This window comes from Nocardia sp. NPDC051463 (assembly GCF_040681975.1).
Lineage (GTDB): Bacteria > Actinomycetota > Actinomycetes > Mycobacteriales > Mycobacteriaceae > Nocardia.
Genome location: NZ_JBFBAB010000007.1, coordinates 132,336 through 149,030, shown reverse-complemented (window position 1 = coordinate 149,030; position 16,695 = coordinate 132,336). Strand labels below are relative to the sequence as shown.

The following is a 16,695-nucleotide window of genomic DNA, read 5'->3' as shown; positions in this document are numbered from 1 at the left end:
GTGTCCACGCTGACGCTCAATGTCCGATTCCACGCGAAGCCGGGACGGGAGGCCGACCTGCGCGAGACGCTGGAGGCCCTTGTCGCACCGACGGTCGCCGAGGCAGGCTGCCTGCGCTATGAGCTCTACCTGCACCCGACCGATCCGAGCCGGATGGTATTGCTCGAGGAATGGGTCGACGCAGCGGCCCTCGCGGAGCATTTCGCGACACCGCACTTGAAGCAGGGCGCGGCGGCGCTCGAGGAGATCCTGGCCGAGCCGTTCCAGATTCGGCGGTTCAGCGAGATCTCCTGAGCGCGATTACCCGGCAGCGCGGTCGATCTGGAGCACAGTCCGACCAGGTCGCCGTGCTGCTGTTCTACTATCCGGACTCATGGAGTCCCGAGGCCACGACGACAACGTCTGGATCGACAAGCAAACACCCGACGCGTTTCGTGCGCTCAACACCGTCGCGAGCGCGGTCCGTGCCGCGGGCGCCGCGGCGGGGCTCGAGCGCAGGCTGATCGAACTGATCAACCTTCGCGTTTCGCAGATCAACGGCTGTGCCTTCTGTCTGGACGTGCACCATCGCGCCGCGATCGCCGCGGGTGCCACCGAGCGCGAACTCGCCGTACTGCCGGCCTGGCGCCGCACCGAGCTGTTCACCCCGCTCGAATGCGCCGCTCTCGCCCTCGCGGAGCTCACCACCGCGTTGCCGGATCAGCCGACTATGGAGCGTGAGTACGCTTTCGCACGGAAGCAGCTATCGGATGATCAGGTTTCCACCGTCATCTGGGTCGCGACGACGATCGGCGCGTTCAACCGCGTGTCGATCATGAGCATGCACCCGGTGCGCACGCGGAAGGAGAAGGCGAACATGACCGAATCGGCTCCGGAGAACAAGGTCGTCCGCAATGACGAGCAGAACCGCTACGAGGTGTTCTACGGCGGCGAACTCGCCGGCTTCAGTGAGTACGAGGAGCGCGACGACGAGACGGTGTTCATCCACACCGAGATCGATGGCGCTTTCTCCGGCAAGGGCCTCGGCAGCATTCTCGCCGGGCAGGCCATCGAGGATGTCATCGCGCGTGGCCGGGTGATCCGGGCGCTGTGCCCGTTCATCAAGGCCTACCTCGACAAGCACCCGCAGTACGACGAACACGTGGTCGGCAAGGGCATCACACGGTGAGCGATCTGGATCCGCATCCCGAGGAAGCGCTGTGCGAGGCGGGTCCGTGTCCGGGTCCGGTGACCGAGTTCTTCCCCGCGCGCGAGGTGCCGCTCGGCGGTGTGCGCGGTGTTTTCGTCGAACGCGTACTGCCGCAACGTGATCTACCGACTGTCGGAGCCTGGTGTTTCCTCGATCACTCGGGTCGCCGACTGTCACCAAGACGGGGGCCTCCCCCGATATCGACCCACACCCGCACATCGGCCTGCAAACGGTGACCTGGCCGTTCGACGGCAGGATCCGGCATCGCGACTCGGTCGGGTCCGATGTGGAGATCGAGCCCGGTCAGCTGAACCTGATGACCTCCGGACGTGGCATCGCGCATTCCGAATACAAGGTCGCGGGCGCGCACTCGGGACACGGGCTGCAACTGTGGATCGCCTTGCCCGGCGACCGAACCGGGATCGAACCGCACTTCGAGCAGCATCGCGAACTGCCGGTGTACGCAACGCCCGGCGTGCGTGCGATTGTGCTGATCGGCTCGCTCGGCGGTTACACCTCGCCAGCGATTGCCTACACGCCCCTCGTAGGCGCGGATGTGCGGATCGAGCCGGGCACCGAGGCCACCCTTCCGCTCGAACCCGGCTTCGAATACGCGGTGATGGTGATCGAGGGCGATGTCACCGTCGCGGGAGCCGAGGTCGGTGCGGGCCCGCTGCTGTACCTGGGCACCGAGCGCACCGAATTGCCGCTCAGCAGCGTGAACGGCGCGCACTTCGCGCTGATCGGCGGGGAGCCCTTCGGCGAGGATCTGGTGATGTGGTGGAACTTCGTCGGCCGCAGCCACGAGGACATAGTCACGGCCCGCAATGACTGGGAGAACCGGAATGTCGAGCGGTTCACCGATATCGCGGGCCACCCGCCTGGTCAGCGGATCCCCGCGCCGCCCCTGCCCGGATTGCATCTGAAGCCGCGCAGGCGTCGAATCGGCCCTGCTCGCACCTGATTTCGCCGTTCGACACTCCGGCCCCGCCTCCGTCGACGAGGCAGGGCCGGATCGCACAGCGCAGGAACGTCTTTCGGATGGCTCACGCACCCTTGGCGAGCAGCACGTCCAGCGCCCGGTAGCTTGCGTTGAGCCCGGCCTCCATGCCGGAGCGCAGCATTCCGTCGCGTTCCTCGCAGGTGTGGTACTGGCTGACGGTCACCACCTTTGTCCTGCCGTCGCCGAGATCGACGAAAGTGGTGCTGTCGATTGCGATGTAGGCGGGCATGCCATCCCATTCGAAGGACTGCACGATTCGCTCCATCGGCGTCACCTCACGGAATCGTCCCTCGAACCCGTGAACTTCGCTGCCGGCATGCTGGACGAAACGATAGTGGCCGCCCTTGTGGAATTCCCAGCGCTCCACGTCGAAGCGATCGCCGCCGCTCCACCACTGGACCAGCTGCTCGATCCGGCTGTAGGCATTCCAGACCCGCTCGAGGGGCGCGTCGAAGGTCCGTTCGATGTGGATCTCACGATCCGCGGGGGTGGTGACCGTTGCGTCGGTTGTGGTGTCTGCGCTCATTGGTCGTGCTCCGTTCGCTCGAGGAATTCACCGAGACGGTCCATCCGGGCTTCCACCATGCGCCGATGTTCCTGCATCCACGCCAGTTCGCGATCGAAGACATTCGCGCCGAGCCTGCAGTACCTGACTCGTCCGCGCTTCTCCGTGACCACCATGCCCGCGGTCTCCAGCAGGTGGATGTGCTTTTTGATGCCCGTCAGGGTCATCTCGAAGCACTCCGCCAATTCGCTGACCGATGCGGGCCCCCGCCCGAGGTGCTGCAGAATCCCGCGTCTGGTGGGATCTGCGAGCGCCCCGAACGATTTATCGAGGAAGTCATACTGAACCATCTAGTTCAGTATCGACGCGCTGAACCAGCCTGTCAATACTTCGTCGGACCGCGTGCGGAAAACCGCTCTACAAGTGAGGCGGCTGGTTCTTAGGATGTCGCCAGCGGGATCGCGCAAATCCCGCAGGATGCGGACCGTGGCAGAGCGGCCCAATGCAGACCGGCAGGCGAAGGAACCTCGACTGCCGGTGTGATGGAGACGAGCGGTCCTGCTCCGATCCGTCCGCGGGTTCGAATCCCGCCGGTCTCCGCATCCGCCCAGCATGTGCGCCTCGTCGGCTGCCGCCTCGACACCAGGACTCCGCGAAGTATTTGCACTCTTCCGAATGGCGGTGCACGACGGGTGCGCAATCTCAAATCTCGCACAGACTCACGCAATCGAGACGGTCATACCGAAGGCAGCCACTGCCGCCCGGCCGGACACTTCCGACAGGCTGAGCTCCTGCCGAACTATCGGTGAATGTCGTCGGACACCAGTGTCTGGGTTCCGATGACGCGCAACAGATCCAGCTTGTCGGCGGCATCGGTGCCCGGGCGCGGCAAATAGACGAGCAGGCGTTGGGCCGAGTTCGGCGTCAGCAAAGGTTCACAGACGGTGTCGATCAGGCCGACTTGGGGATGCAGGATCCGCTTGATGTCGGAGACCCGCACCGCCACTTCGTGTTCGTTCCAGAGCCGCTCGAACTCCGCACTCGCGGTACGGAGTTTGCCCACGAACTCGGCGACATCGGCATCCCCGGAACGCCGCGCGGCGGTGGCCCGTAGATCCGCAACATGGTTGCGACCCAAGCGATCCCAGTCTTCCTCGGGAAATATGGACCTGGACCGCGGCTCGGTGAACCAGCGCCACGCGTAGTACCGGTCCATGCCGCGGCGAGTTCCGTGGTCGCCCACGAGCAACATGTGCATTCGGTTCTGCACGAGTACCTCGCCGAGGTCGGTGACCACCGCGGCGGCGGTGTCGTCGAGCTTGGCCAGCACGTGTAACAGGCCGGGGCCGACGTGCTTGTCGCCGAGGTCACCGCCAGGTGCCGCGTGGTCGCAGAGGTGGTACAGGTAATCGCGCTCGTCACTGCTGAACCGCAATGCCCGCGCCAGCGACGCCAGCACCTGGGTGGAGGGTCGCGGACCTCGCGACTGCTCGAGTCGGGTGTAGTAGTCCGTGGACATGCCCGCCAGCAACGCCACCTCGTCGCGGCGCAGCCCAGGGGTGCGACGCCGGACGCCCGGCGGCAGGCCGACGTCGGCCGGCGTCAGCTGTTCGCGGCGGCGACGGAGGAAATCGGCCAGTTCGGATCGGTCCATGCCTCCACTGTCCCCGAACCCCGCGGCGCGAACCAGGGATCGCCGCTCCCCCGATAAACGCTCTCTGCCGCGACCGCCGCCGCGGCGTCAGGCTTGTCCCATGACGACATCGAAGATCTCCACCACCCAGCTCGGCAGCACCGGACCGGCCGTCGGCCGGATCGGCCTCGGCGCGATGGGCATGTCCGGCATGTACGGCGCCACCGACGACGTCGAGTCGACCGCGACCATCCACGCCGCACTCGACTCCGGCGCCAACCTCATCGACACCGGCGACTTCTACGGCGCAGGCCACAACGAGATGCTGATCGGCAAGGCCATCGCCGAGCGCCCCCGCGAAGACGTGGTGCTCAGCGTGAAGTTCGGCGCACTGCGCGGCCCCGGCGGCACCTGGGACGGCTTCGACGGCCGCCCGGCGGCGGTGCGCAACTCCCTCAGCTACAGCCTGCAACGCCTGGGCGTCGACTACGTCGACATCTACCGCCCCGCCCGACTCGACCCGAATGTCCCGATCGAGGACACCATCGGCGCGATCGCCGAACTCATCGAAGCCGGATACGTCCGCCACATCGGACTGTCCGAGGTCGGTGCGGACACCCTGCGCCGGGCCGCCGCCGTGCATCCGATCGCCGACCTGCAAATCGAGTATTCGCTGATCTCCCGCGGTATCGAGGCCGAAATCCTGCCCGTCGCTCGCGAGCTCGGCATCGGCATCACCGCCTACGGCGTGCTGGCGCGTGGCCTGCTCAGTGACAGCGTGCGCCGGGAAACAACTCTCGCCGCCAACGACTTCCGCGCCCACAGCCCGCGCTTCCAGGGCGAGAACCTCACCCAGAACCTGGAGTTGGTCGATGCGCTCGCGAAAATCGCCGCACAACAGGGTGTTTCGGTGGCACAGCTGGCCATCGCTTGGGCATTGACCCGAGGTGAGGACATCGTCCCGGTCATCGGCGCGCGCCGTCGCGAGCGCTGGAGCGAAACCCGCGGCGCACTGGACGTGCGGCTGAGCGCCGAAGATCTGGCGGTCATCGAGGGGGCCGTGCCCGCCGATCGAATCGCGGGCGACCGCTACGCCAGCGCACAGATGGCATTGCTCGACAGCGAGCGCTGAGCCGCAATCGGGAGGCTGCGTCCACCGCACCGGTGATCGCACCCTCCCGATGGCTCGTCTACGACCGCTTCGGTCGAATGACAGCGGTGAATGCCGCAGTGGCGACGGCCTTGCCGGTGTTGTCGGTAATGCGCACGGGGACCTCCAATTCGATCGCGACGCGCGCCGCAATATCCGCACGGACCCGCGCGAGCGTCTCGGCCGATACCTCGGAGGTCGCCAGGAACGGCCCCGCCGCGCCCTTCGCCCGCGCCAGATATTCGATCCGCCCGTCCCTGGCGACGATGAATGTTTCCCCCATCAGATCGACGATGCCGGAGATGGACGCCCCCATCGCCGCCGTCTCCGCCAGCCCGAACAACACCGCGGCATGCACATCACCGTTGTGGTTGAAGTGCTCCGTGCGCGGCACGATCGACACAACATTGCGTCCGGGACCGAACTCCACCCCTTCGATGCCGGTGTATTGAATGAAACCCAGCTTCTGGAACCCGGCCATCACCAGCTCGCCCATGGTCGCGCTGTCCATCGAATCTCCCACTTGCCCTCAAACTGAAACGTGTTCCACTTTCATACTCGGGCCCTTCACGATTGTCCATGCCGATCACGGGCTGGACAACGGGCCGGGCAGCGCGGTCGCCCTACCGCAAGTCCGCCCGATATTCGGCGAAAACTATTGGGCCCGAAGTATTATCCGACCGTCTTGTATGTCGTGCTGGTCGACACAGGTGGCGGATATGGGTCTGGGTGGTAAGCGATTCCTCGATCTGGCCGGGAGCAGGGAAGCGGCTGTGGCGGTCCTGGCAACGATCACCGGGTTGTATTACCTGATCGTCGCGGTCACCAACTGTATCGATACCGACACCAACCGACGCGGTGTTGCAGCGGTGCTATCGATGCAAGCCACGATCCACCACTCCGGTACCGAGTGGCGGGCCATCACCAACGGCACCGTCGCGCTGATCGCCTACATCCTGATCGTGATCTGGGAGTTTCTGATCGCGCTCGTGCTGCTCGTCGCGGCAGCAACCGGCTGGTGGGCACTGATCGGCCAGAGCTCCGCCAGAACGGCGGTGGCCGCGAAGTTGTCGAGTCTCGGTTGGACCATGGCAGTGCTGCTGTTCGCTGGTGGCTTCCTGACCATCGGCGGTGAGTGGTTCCGGATGTGGGCGAACAAACAAGTGAACGCCTCCTCGGCGGCGCTGCAGAATTTCCTCCTCGCCGCGGTCGGGCTCATTCTGGTGCATATGTCGAGCCGCTCCGAAACCCGAGGGTAGCCGTATTCGAAGATGTCATTCGCCAGGCGTTATCGGTTGTGGGAGAACAACCTTGAACTGATCACCGATTGCTTGGTCACGTTGGCATGTCCGGCCGAACATCCGGAAATGTCGCATGTCACGCTCGGGGCATGGACTGGTGAGCTCGCCTAGCTAGGCGGCAGCCTCGGCGGGTCGGCCGATAGTCCGCGCCACGAACAGCCCACAGGCGATAGCCCGCCATCACATCGCAGGACGAAACCGACTGTTTCTGGGCTGATTCCGCGGACCCGAAACGCACATCGGCCCCCGCTCCAGTAGGAGCGGGGGCCGAATGCTGTTGCAGGGCTACCGAATTACCGGTAGTCGCTGAAACCGTAATCGTCCAGCGGGACCGCGGCACCAGTGGTGGCGCCGAAGCTGTCCGGGCTGTAGTAGGTGTCGTCGTAGGACGGCACCGCGTACGCCGCGGCACGGGCTTCTTCGGTCGGCTGCACCGTGATGTTGCGGTAGCGGTTGATACCGGTACCGGCCGGGATCAGCTTGCCGATGATCACGTTTTCCTTGAGGCCGATGAGCTTGTCCGAGCGGCAGTTGATCGCCGCATCGGTCAGGACTCGAGTGGTCTCCTGGAAGGATGCCGCCGACAGCCACGAATCGGTCGCGAGCGACGCCTTCGTGATACCCATCAGCACCGGGCGACCGGCCGCGGGCTCGTTGCCCTCGGCCACGACGCGACGGTTGGAGGCCTCGAACTCGGAACGCTCGGTGAGCGAGCCGGGCAGGAACTCCGTGGCACCGGAATCGATGATCGTCACGCGACGCAGCATCTGGCGCACGATGACCTCGATGTGCTTGTCGTGGATCGACACACCCTGCGAGCGGTAGACCTCCTGGACCTCGTGGACCAGGTGGATCTGCACCTGACGGGGGCCCATCACGCGCAGCACCTCGTGCGGATCCGCGGCGCCTTCCAGCAGCTGCTGGCCGACCTCGACGTGGTCACCGTCGGAGAGCAGACGCTCGGTGCCGTCGTCGTGCTTGAAGACACGCAGACGCTGACGCTTCGAGAGCTTGTCGTAGACAACCTCTTCGCCACCGTCATCAGGGACGATGGTGATCTTGTAGAAGCGATCGTCGTCTTCCATCCGCACGCGGCCGGAGACCTCGGCGATCGGAGCCTTACCCTTGGGCACGCGGGCCTCGAACAGCTCCTGGACACGCGGCAGACCGCCGGTGATGTCCTCGCCCGCGACACCACCCTGGTGGAAGGTACGCATGGTCAGCTGGGTACCGGGCTCACCGATGGACTGCGCGGCGACGATACCGACGGCCTCACCGATGTCGACCAGCTTGCCGGTCGCCATCGAGCGGCCGTAGCAGGTCGCACACACGCCGGTGCCGGTGGTGCAGGTCAGCACGGAGCGGACCTTCACCTCGGTGATACCGGCCTCCAACAGCGCCTCGATCGCCGGGTCGCCGAGGTCGGCGCCCTTGGTGATGACGAGGTTGCCCTTGGCGTCCACCGCATCCGATGCCAGGGTGCGCGCGTACGCGGAGGTCTCCACGTGCGCGTCCCGGATCAGCGAGCCGTCCGCCTGCTTCTCGGCGATCGTCACGATGATGCCGCGCTCGGTGCCACAGTCGTGCTCACGCACGATGACGTCCTGCGAGACGTCCACCAGACGACGGGTCAGGTAACCCGAGTCGGCGGTGCGCAGCGCGGTGTCGGCCAGACCCTTACGGGCACCGTGGGTGTTGATGAAGTACTCCAGAACCGTCAGGCCCTCACGGAAGGAGGACTTGATCGGCCGCGGGATGAACTCACCCTTCGGGTTGGTAACCAGGCCCTTCATACCGGCGAGGGTACGAGTCTGGGTGAAGTTACCGGTCGCGCCCGACTCGACGATCGTGATGATCGGGTTGTCCGGCGGGTAGTGCGCACGCAGTGCCGTACCGACCTCTTCGGTCGCTTCCTGCCAGATCTTGACCAGCGCGCTGTTGCGCTCGGTGTGATCGAGCGCGCCACGCTGGTACTTCTTCTCGATCTGATCGGCAAGCGCCTCGTAGCGCTCCATGATCTCGGCCTTCTCCGGCGGCACCAGCACGTCGGACATCGAGACCGTCACACCAGAACGCGTGGCCCAGTGGAAGCCCGCGTCCTTGAGCTTGTCAACGGTCTGCGCGACCACGATCATCGGGTAGCGCTCGGCCAGATCGTTGATGATCGTCGCCTGACGCTTCTTCGGCATCTGCTCGTTGATGAACGCGTAGTCCGCGGGCAGCAACTCGTTGAACAGCACCCGACCCAGCGTGGTCTCGGCGAGCCACGCGTCACCGCGGTTCCAGCCCTCCGGGAACAGCTCCGCCTCGACGTCCTTCGGCGGACGCTGCTCGGTGAGCCGCACCTTGATCAGCGAACGCACGGTCAGCTCATCACGGTCGACCGCCATCTGCGCCTCGGCAGGCGAGGAGTACACGCCCTGCTCGGAAGCATCCTTGGAGGCCGGCTGGTAGGAACCCTTCGCGCCCTCGACGAGGCGAGTCAGGTAGTACAGGCCGGTCACCATGTCCAGACGCGGCATGGCCAGCGGACGACCCGAGGCGGGCGACAGGATGTTGTTCGAGGACAGCATCAGGATGCGGGCCTCGGCCTGCGCCTCCGCGGACAGCGGAAGGTGCACGGCCATCTGGTCACCGTCGAAGTCGGCGTTGAACGCTTCACAGACGAGCGGGTGCAGCTGGATCGCCTTACCCTCGACGAGCTGCGGCTCGAAGGCCTGGATGCCCAGGCGGTGCAGGGTGGGCGCACGGTTCAGCAGCACCGGGTGCTCGGCGATGACCTCTTCGAGGACATCCCACACCTGGGGACGCTGACGCTCGACCATCCGCTTGGCGGACTTGATGTTCTGCGCGTGGTTCAGATCGACCAGACGCTTCATCACGAACGGCTTGAACAGCTCCAGCGCCATCAGCTTGGGCAGACCACACTGATGCAGCTTCAGCTGCGGACCGACCACGATAACGGAGCGACCGGAGTAATCCACGCGCTTGCCGAGCAGGTTCTGACGGAAACGACCCTGCTTGCCCTTGAGCAGATCGCTCAGGGACTTCAGCGGGCGGTTACCCGGTCCGGTGACCGGACGGCCACGACGGCCGTTGTCGAACAGTGCGTCGACGGACTCCTGCAGCATCCGCTTCTCGTTGTTGACGATGATCTCGGGCGCGCCGAGGTCGATCAGTCGCTTGAGGCGGTTGTTGCGGTTGATCACGCGGCGGTACAGGTCGTTCAGGTCGGAGGTGGCGAAACGGCCACCGTCGAGCTGAACCATCGGACGCAGCTCCGGCGGGATCACCGGGACAGCATCGAGCACCATGCCCATCGGCGAGTTGCCGTTGGTCTGGAACGCCGCGACGACCTTGAGGCGCTTGAGCGCGCGCAGCTTCTTCTGGCCCTTGCCGCTACGGATGGTCTCCCGCAGGCTCTCGGCCTCGGCGTCGATGTCGAAGTTCTCCATCAGCTTCTGGATGGACTCCGCACCCATGGCGCCGGTGAAGTACTCGCCGTAGCGGTCGACCAGCTCGCGGTAGAGCACCTCATCGACGATGAGCTGCTTGACCGACAGCTTGGTGAAAGTGGTCCAGATCTCCTCGAGCCGGTCCAGCTCACGCTGGGACCGATCGCGCAGCTGTCGCATCTCGCGCTCGCCGCCGTCCTTGACCTTGCGGCGGACGTCGGACTTGGCGCCCTCGGCCTCGAGCTCGGCCAGGTCGGCCTCGAGCTTCTGGGCGCGGGCCTCCAGGTCGGCGTCGCGCTGGTCGGCGACCGCCTTCTTCTCGACCTCCATCTCGGCTTCGAGAGTGGAGAGCTCGTTGTGGCGCAGCTCTTCATCGACGCCGACGATCACGTAGGCGGCGAAGTAGATGATCTTTTCCAGATCCTTCGGCGCCAGGTCGAGCAGATAGCCCAGGCGCGAAGGCACGCCCTTGAAGTACCAGATGTGGGTGACAGGAGCGGCCAACTCGATGTGGCCCATCCGCTCACGACGCACCTTGGCGCGAGTCACCTCGACGCCACAGCGCTCACAGATGATGCCCTTGAAGCGGACGCGCTTGTACTTGCCGCAGTAGCACTCCCAGTCCCGGGTCGGACCGAAGATCTTCTCGCAGAAGAGCCCGTCCTTCTCCGGCTTGAGCGTGCGGTAGTTGATGGTCTCCGGCTTTTTCACTTCGCCGAAGGACCACTGCCGAATGTCTTCGGCGGTGGCCAGGCCGATCCGGAGTTCATCGAAGAAGTTGACGTCTAGCACGTAACTTCCTTTCCCCTATTCGGGTCGAATTCGAGCAAAAAGTTCACTAGTTGGTGGAACGCGGGGCCGAATGCCGTTCGAAGTGAACGACATCCGGCCGACCGCCTAGTTCGCCAGATCGTCGACGGTGGCTGCTTCGTTCCTGGACAGGTTGATGCCCAGGTTCGCCGCCGCGCGCTCCAGGTCCTCGTCGTCGCCGTCGCGCATCTCGATCGCGGCGCCGTCGGAAGACAGCACCTCGACGTTGAGGCACAGGGACTGGAGTTCCTTGAGGAGCACCTTGAACGACTCCGGGATGCCCGGCTCCGGAATGTTCTCGCCCTTGACGATCGCCTCGTAGACCTTCACGCGGCCGACAACGTCATCGGACTTGATGGTGAGCAGTTCCTGCAGCGTGTAGGCAGCGCCGTAGGCCTGCATGGCCCAGCACTCCATTTCGCCGAAACGCTGACCACCGAACTGCGCCTTACCACCCAGCGGCTGCTGGGTGATCATCGAGTACGGGCCGGTCGAACGGGCGTGGATCTTGTCGTCGACCAAGTGGTGCAGCTTCAGGATGTACATGTAGCCGACCGCGACCGGGTACGGGAACGGCTCGCCGGAGCGACCGTCGAACAGGGTCGACTTGCCGTTCTCGTCGACCATGCGCTCACCATCGCGGTTCGGCAGGGTCGACGCGAGCAGACCGGTCAGCTCTTCTTCGCGGGCGCCGTCGAACACCGGGGTCGCGATGTTGGAATCGGCAGGAGCCGCCAGCATCTCTTCCGGCAGCGCCTTGGCCCAATCCGGACGGTTCGCGCCGTCCGCATCGGCCCCGACATCCCAGCCCGCCTTGCCGATCCACCCGAGGTGGGTCTCCAAGATCTGACCGATGTTCATACGACGCGGCACACCGTGGGTGTTCAGGATGATGTCGACGGGGGTGCCGTCGGGCATGAACGGCATGTCCTCGGTCGGGAGGATCTTGCCGATAACACCCTTGTTGCCGTGCCGACCGGCGAGCTTGTCGCCGTCCTGGATCTTGCGCTTCTGCGCCACGTACACGCGCACCAGCTCGTTGACACCGGGAGGCAGGTCGTCGTCGTCCTCACGCGAGAACACGCGGATACCGATGACCTTGCCGGACTCACCGTGGGGCACCTTCAGCGAGGTGTCACGGACCTCACGCGCCTTCTCACCGAAGATCGCGCGCAGCAGCCGCTCTTCCGGGGTCAGTTCGGTTTCACCCTTCGGGGTGACCTTGCCGACCAGGATGTCGCCGTCACGAACCTCGGCGCCGATCCGGATGATGCCGCGATCGTCGAGATCAGCGAGGACCTCGTCGGAGACGTTCGGGATATCCCGAGTGATCTCCTCGGCACCGAGCTTGGTGTCGCGAGCGTCGATCTCGTGCTCTTCGATGTGGATCGAGGTGAGGACGTCCTCTTCCACGAGGCGCTGCGACAGGATGATCGCGTCCTCGTAGTTGTGGCCTTCCCACGGCATGATCGCGACGAGCAAGTTCTTGCCCAGCGCCATCTCACCGTTCTCGGTGCACGGACCATCGGCGAGCACATGGCCCTGCTCGACCCGCTGACCCTCGTCCACGATCGGACGTTGGTTGGCGCAGGTGCCCTGGTTCGAACGCGCGAACTTCCGCATCCGGTAGGACTTGCGAGTGCCATCGTCGGCCATCACCGTGATGTAGTCGGCGGAGACTTCCTCGACGACACCGGACTTCTCGTTGACGACGACGTCGCCTGCGTCGACGGCGGCGCGCAGCTCCATGCCGGTGCCCACGATCGGGGACTCCGAACGGATCAGCGGCACAGCCTGACGCTGCATGTTCGCACCCATCAGGGCGCGGTTGGCGTCGTCGTGCTCGAGGAACGGAATCATCGCGGTCGCGACCGACACCATCTGACGCGGTGAGACGTCCATGTAGTCGACCTCGGCGGCCGAGACGAACTCGACCTCTTCACCGAGACGACGGACGAGGACCTTGTCCTCGAGGAAGCGACCCTCGGCGTCGACCGGCGAGTTGGCCTGCGCACGGATGTGGCGGTCCTCTTCGTCGGCGGTGAGGTACTTGACCTCATCGGTGACGCGACCATCGACGACCTTGCGGTACGGGGTCTCGATGAAACCGAACGGGTTGACCCGCGCGTACACCGACAGCGAACCGATCAGGCCGATGTTCGGGCCTTCCGGGGTCTCGATCGGGCACATACGTCCGTAGTGCGAGGAGTGGACGTCACGGACTTCCAGGCCGGCGCGCTCACGGGACAGACCACCCGGGCCGAGCGCCGAAAGACGGCGCTTGTGGGTCAGACCCGAGAGCGGGTTGTTCTGGTCCATGAACTGCGACAGCTGGGAGGTTCCGAAGAACTCCTTGATCGCGGCGACGACCGGGCGGATGTTGATCAGGGTCTGCGGCGTGATCGCCTCGACGTCCTGAGTCGTCATCCGCTCGCGCACCACGCGCTCCATACGGGAGAGACCGACCCGAATCTGGTTCTGGATCAGCTCACCGACGGTACGCAGGCGACGGTTACCGAAATGGTCGATGTCGTCGACCTCGACCGGAACCTCTTCACCGCCGGGAGCCGTCATGTTCCGATCGCCCGAGTGCAGACGCACCAGGTACTCGATCGTGGTGACGATGTCTTCCTTGGTGAGCACCGACGCGGTGATCGGCTCGCCGAGGTGGATGCCGAGCTTCTTGTTGATCTTGTAGCGACCGACGCGCGCCAGGTCGTAGCGCTTCTCCTTGAAGAACAGGTTCTCCAGCAGGGTCTGCGCGGACTCCTTGGTCGGCGGCTCGCCCGGACGCAGCTTGCGGTAGATGTCCAACAGCGCCTCGTCCTGACCGGCGGTGTTGTCCTTCTCCAGGGTCGACATCATGATCTCGGAGAAGCCGAAACGCTCGACGATCTCCTCGGTCGTCCAACCCAGCGCCTTCAGCAGCACGGTGACCGGCTGGCGACGCTTGCGGTCGATGCGGACACCGACGGTGTCGCGCTTGTCGACGTCGAACTCCAGCCACGCGCCGCGGCTCGGAATGACGCGCACGCTGTGCAGGTCCTTTTCCGTGCTCTTGTCGACGCTGTTGTCGAAGTAGACACCCGGCGAACGCACCAGCTGCGAAACGACAACGCGTTCGGTGCCGTTGATGATGAACGTGCCCTTGTCGGTCATCATCGGGAAGTCACCCATGAAGACCGTCTGGCTCTTGATCTCACCGGTGTTGTTGTTGATGAACTCAGCGGTGACGAACAGCGGCGCCGCGTAGGTCATGTCCTTGTCTTTGCACTCGTCGATGGAGGCCTTGACCTCTTCGAAACGAGGATCCGAGAAAGACAGGGACATCGAGCCCGAGAAGTCCTCGATCGGCGAGAGCTCCTCGAGCACCTCCTCGAGACCCCCCGTTAGTCCGCCGTCGCCGCGGAGCGCGGCCTTTTCACGCCATGCAGGCGAGCCGATCAACCATGCAAATGAGTCCGTCTGTAGATCGAGAAGTCCGGGCACCTCCAAGGGTTCACGGATCTTCGCGAAAGACACCCTCAATGGGGCTCCGGGGATTCCGGCAACTGCCTTGGTCTGGGTGGAGACTGCCAAGATGCGTCCTTCCAGCACCTCACGCGCGTCGCGTGGTGGTCCGCGACCGTCGCTTGTCTGCTACGAATTCCGCTGGTTACAACCCGAACGAAACCCGAACAAGCGACAACAGAAGTAACACCGGAAGGGTGGAACTCACGTGTGCGAATCGAGGTATGGACAGGAGGCAGCCAGCGCAACGTCCAAACCTACACCTATGTACGCCGAGGTGTCAAAGTACCACTCGACCGAGCCTCCGCGTGGCGGCGCGCCGTGACCTATATGGCTGGCGCGCCGTGTCCGAATCGCTGGCTGCGTCGGGAGCCACGGGGCGCTTGGAGCCACTGTGACAGCTGCCGCTGTTGTGAATAGCGTGACGGGTCGGGCGAAACTCGTCAAGTGGCAGCGCCGACCAGGGGCGCACCGAGATCGCCTGCCGCGCTACAAGATCACCAGGTCGCGCTGCTCAATTGCGATCGACGATGTCGCTGGCGCGCCAACGTCCGTCGTTTTTCTGCATGCGCAAAACGATCGGACCGGAGGCGCTTTCCTGCGCGACGCCGTCCTTGTTCGCGCTGACGACCATATTGACGAGCAGCTCGGCCTTGTCGTCGGTGAGCAAGGTCACTCCGATCGGCTTGGCATCGACATCCGCGCTGGTCTGGGCTTGTTTGATGGCGGCGATATTGGTGTCGGCGTACTTGTCGAAGTCGGTCAGCATCTGCCCGGTGACCACCTGGTGGACCGCGTCCTTGTAGCCGTCGAGCTGCTTCACGTCGTAGGCGAACACGGTGCGCAGCGCGTGCTCCGCCGCCGCGGTCACTTCTTCGGTGGCCTTGGTCCGCACGAACGCCTGGTTCGAATCGTCGATGCCGGGACGGAAGGCCGCCAACACCGCGAAACCGGCGAGCAGCACCGTGGCGAGGACACCCGCGATGACGACGCCCCAGCCGGTGTTCGAGCGCCGCAGTGGCCGTCGAGCAGGCCGCTGCTCGACGCCGCGCTGCGGTGGCGTGCCGGATTCGACCGTCTCGGTGTTGCCAGCGACCCTCGGACGGCGGGTGCCCGCGGTGCGCGGCTCCTCGGCGACCCGGGTCTTGCCGGTCGGCCTGCGCTTCGGCGCGACAGGCTCAGCGGCTCGCCGATCGCGCGCTCCCGCGCCTGCGACCGCACGGTCGGTGGCAGCCCGATTCCTGGGCGTTACGCGGTTGACGGGTCGTTTGGATGCCATGAATCGGTCCTCCTACGAGCCGGGCTTGGTCGGGGGCGCGGGTGCGGGGGCACCGGGCACTTGCGGCGCACCGGGCGCGCTGCCCGGTTTCGGTGCGTCCAGCGGCACCGGCTGCCCGAGCGATTCCGCCTTCTCCGCCTTCCAGACCTCGCCCTCCTTGATCATGTTCAGCGTCCAGGACTGCCGGAAGCTGACCGGCGCGGTATCGGGCGCGCTGCGCGTCACCTGCAGCACCACCAGCGCCGACGCCCGGTCCCGCTCGGAGTTCAACGAGGTCAGCGCGGCGCCGAGCACCTTCGACTCCAGCTTGGTCTTGGACTCCGAGGCCGTCGTCCGCAGCTGTTGCTGCCCCTTGGTCGCCTCGTCGAGCAATTGGCCGGTCATCGAGGACTGGATCATCGCGATCGAGCCGTCCACATCGGCCGGGTCGATCGACATCAGGTTGATCGCGGCCTGCCTGGCATCGGTGAGCGCGGCATCACGCGCCTCGGTGCGCGGACCGTCGGTGAAGAACGCGGCACGCACCCAGCCCCCGCCGAACCAGACCGCGGCGACCAGCGCGATCACCAGAGCGCCCGCGGCCACCACGGTGACGACGAACGGCGGCCGGCCCGCCGTGCTATCGGCGGACCCGGAATCGACCGCCCGCTCCTCGGTGGACGGGTCAGTGATCGGCGACTCGACGGCAGCCTCGGTAGGGACGGCCGTGGCGTCGGATTCCGTGGAATCGGGCTCGGTGGGTTCCGGCTGTTCCTTGGAAAGATCGGGGCTCACGACCGCACCTCGCTGACGCACGGTTGCGTCGTGCCCCGTGGCGCTGTGCCTATGGTTCGCTCGCTGCGCTCACTCACGACTGCACA

Annotated in this window: 13 protein-coding genes, 1 tRNA gene and 1 pseudogene; 7 read left to right on the top strand and 8 right to left on the bottom strand. The window is 65.3% G+C overall.

The window, feature by feature from the left end; all coding sequences use genetic code 11:
- From AB0M74_RS13020 to AB0M74_RS13005, 4 genes and pseudogenes are all read left to right on the top strand, one after another.
- Complete coding sequence (locus tag AB0M74_RS13020; RefSeq protein ID WP_364905735.1) at positions 1–294, top strand: putative quinol monooxygenase; 294 nt, start codon at positions 1–3, stop codon at positions 292–294.
- Positions 295–373: 79 nt separating this feature from the next.
- Positions 374–844 (top strand): annotated as a pseudogene (locus AB0M74_RS13015) (carboxymuconolactone decarboxylase family protein); the annotation flags it as partial.
- A complete protein-coding gene (locus AB0M74_RS13010; RefSeq protein WP_364905936.1) occupies positions 821–1,168 on the top strand; it encodes a GNAT family N-acetyltransferase in 348 nt (115 codons plus the stop codon). The pseudogene AB0M74_RS13015 and the gene AB0M74_RS13010, both read left to right, overlap by 24 nt.
- Before the next feature lie 163 nt (positions 1,169–1,331).
- Positions 1,332–2,153: a pirin family protein gene (locus tag AB0M74_RS13005; RefSeq protein ID WP_364905733.1), complete on the top strand. Its 822-nt coding sequence runs from the start codon at positions 1,332–1,334 to the stop codon at positions 2,151–2,153.
- An 82-nt stretch (positions 2,154–2,235) separates the two neighbouring features.
- On the opposite strand, the gene AB0M74_RS13000 is transcribed toward AB0M74_RS13005, so the two are convergent.
- The gene (locus AB0M74_RS13000; protein ID WP_364905731.1) at positions 2,236–2,718 is read right to left on the bottom strand and encodes an SRPBCC family protein; all 483 of its coding nucleotides are present in this window, start codon (positions 2,716–2,718) and stop codon (positions 2,236–2,238) included.
- On the bottom strand, positions 2,715–3,047 hold the full coding sequence (locus AB0M74_RS12995) for a metalloregulator ArsR/SmtB family transcription factor (RefSeq protein ID WP_364905728.1): 333 nt from the start codon (positions 3,045–3,047) through the stop codon (positions 2,715–2,717). The genes AB0M74_RS13000 and AB0M74_RS12995 overlap by 4 nt, the downstream gene beginning before the upstream one ends.
- Before the next feature lie 129 nt (positions 3,048–3,176).
- Here AB0M74_RS12995 and AB0M74_RS12990 point away from each other — a divergent pair.
- Positions 3,177–3,299, top strand: a tRNA-OTHER gene (locus AB0M74_RS12990).
- A gap of 197 nt (positions 3,300–3,496) precedes the next feature.
- Here the strand turns inward: AB0M74_RS12990 and AB0M74_RS12985 are convergent.
- Positions 3,497–4,351, bottom strand: coding sequence for a helix-turn-helix transcriptional regulator (locus tag AB0M74_RS12985; protein WP_364905725.1), 855 nt, complete (start codon positions 4,349–4,351; stop codon positions 3,497–3,499).
- A 100-nt stretch (positions 4,352–4,451) separates the two neighbouring features.
- Between AB0M74_RS12985 and AB0M74_RS12980 the strand changes: the two genes are divergently transcribed.
- Positions 4,452–5,462, top strand: coding sequence for an aldo/keto reductase (locus tag AB0M74_RS12980; protein WP_364905722.1), 1,011 nt, complete (start codon positions 4,452–4,454; stop codon positions 5,460–5,462).
- Between the two features lie 58 nt (positions 5,463–5,520).
- Here AB0M74_RS12980 and AB0M74_RS12975 read toward each other — a convergent pair whose 3' ends face one another.
- The gene (locus AB0M74_RS12975; RefSeq protein WP_364905721.1) at positions 5,521–5,991 is read right to left on the bottom strand and encodes a PaaI family thioesterase; all 471 of its coding nucleotides are present in this window, start codon (positions 5,989–5,991) and stop codon (positions 5,521–5,523) included.
- A gap of 208 nt (positions 5,992–6,199) precedes the next feature.
- Here AB0M74_RS12975 and AB0M74_RS12970 point away from each other — a divergent pair, with 208 nt between their 5' ends.
- Positions 6,200–6,739, top strand: coding sequence for a DUF2165 domain-containing protein (locus tag AB0M74_RS12970; protein WP_364905718.1), 540 nt, complete (start codon positions 6,200–6,202; stop codon positions 6,737–6,739).
- Between the two features lie 335 nt (positions 6,740–7,074).
- On the opposite strand, the gene AB0M74_RS12965 is transcribed toward AB0M74_RS12970, so the two are convergent.
- The 4 genes from AB0M74_RS12965 to AB0M74_RS12950 form a co-directional block, all read right to left on the bottom strand.
- Positions 7,075–11,028: a DNA-directed RNA polymerase subunit beta' gene (locus AB0M74_RS12965; RefSeq protein WP_364905716.1), complete on the bottom strand. Its 3,954-nt coding sequence runs from the start codon at positions 11,026–11,028 to the stop codon at positions 7,075–7,077.
- 105 nt (positions 11,029–11,133) lie between these two features.
- Positions 11,134–14,643, bottom strand: a complete 3,510-nt coding sequence (locus AB0M74_RS12960) for a DNA-directed RNA polymerase subunit beta (protein ID WP_364905713.1) — start codon at positions 14,641–14,643, stop codon at positions 11,134–11,136.
- A gap of 427 nt (positions 14,644–15,070) precedes the next feature.
- Positions 15,071–15,835: a hypothetical protein gene (locus AB0M74_RS12955; RefSeq protein ID WP_364905711.1), complete on the bottom strand. Its 765-nt coding sequence runs from the start codon at positions 15,833–15,835 to the stop codon at positions 15,071–15,073.
- 12 nt (positions 15,836–15,847) lie between these two features.
- Positions 15,848–16,609 (bottom strand): hypothetical protein, encoded by a 762-nt coding sequence (locus tag AB0M74_RS12950; protein WP_364905708.1) that lies wholly within the window; start codon positions 16,607–16,609, stop codon positions 15,848–15,850.
- Between the last annotated feature and the right edge of the window lie 86 nt (positions 16,610–16,695).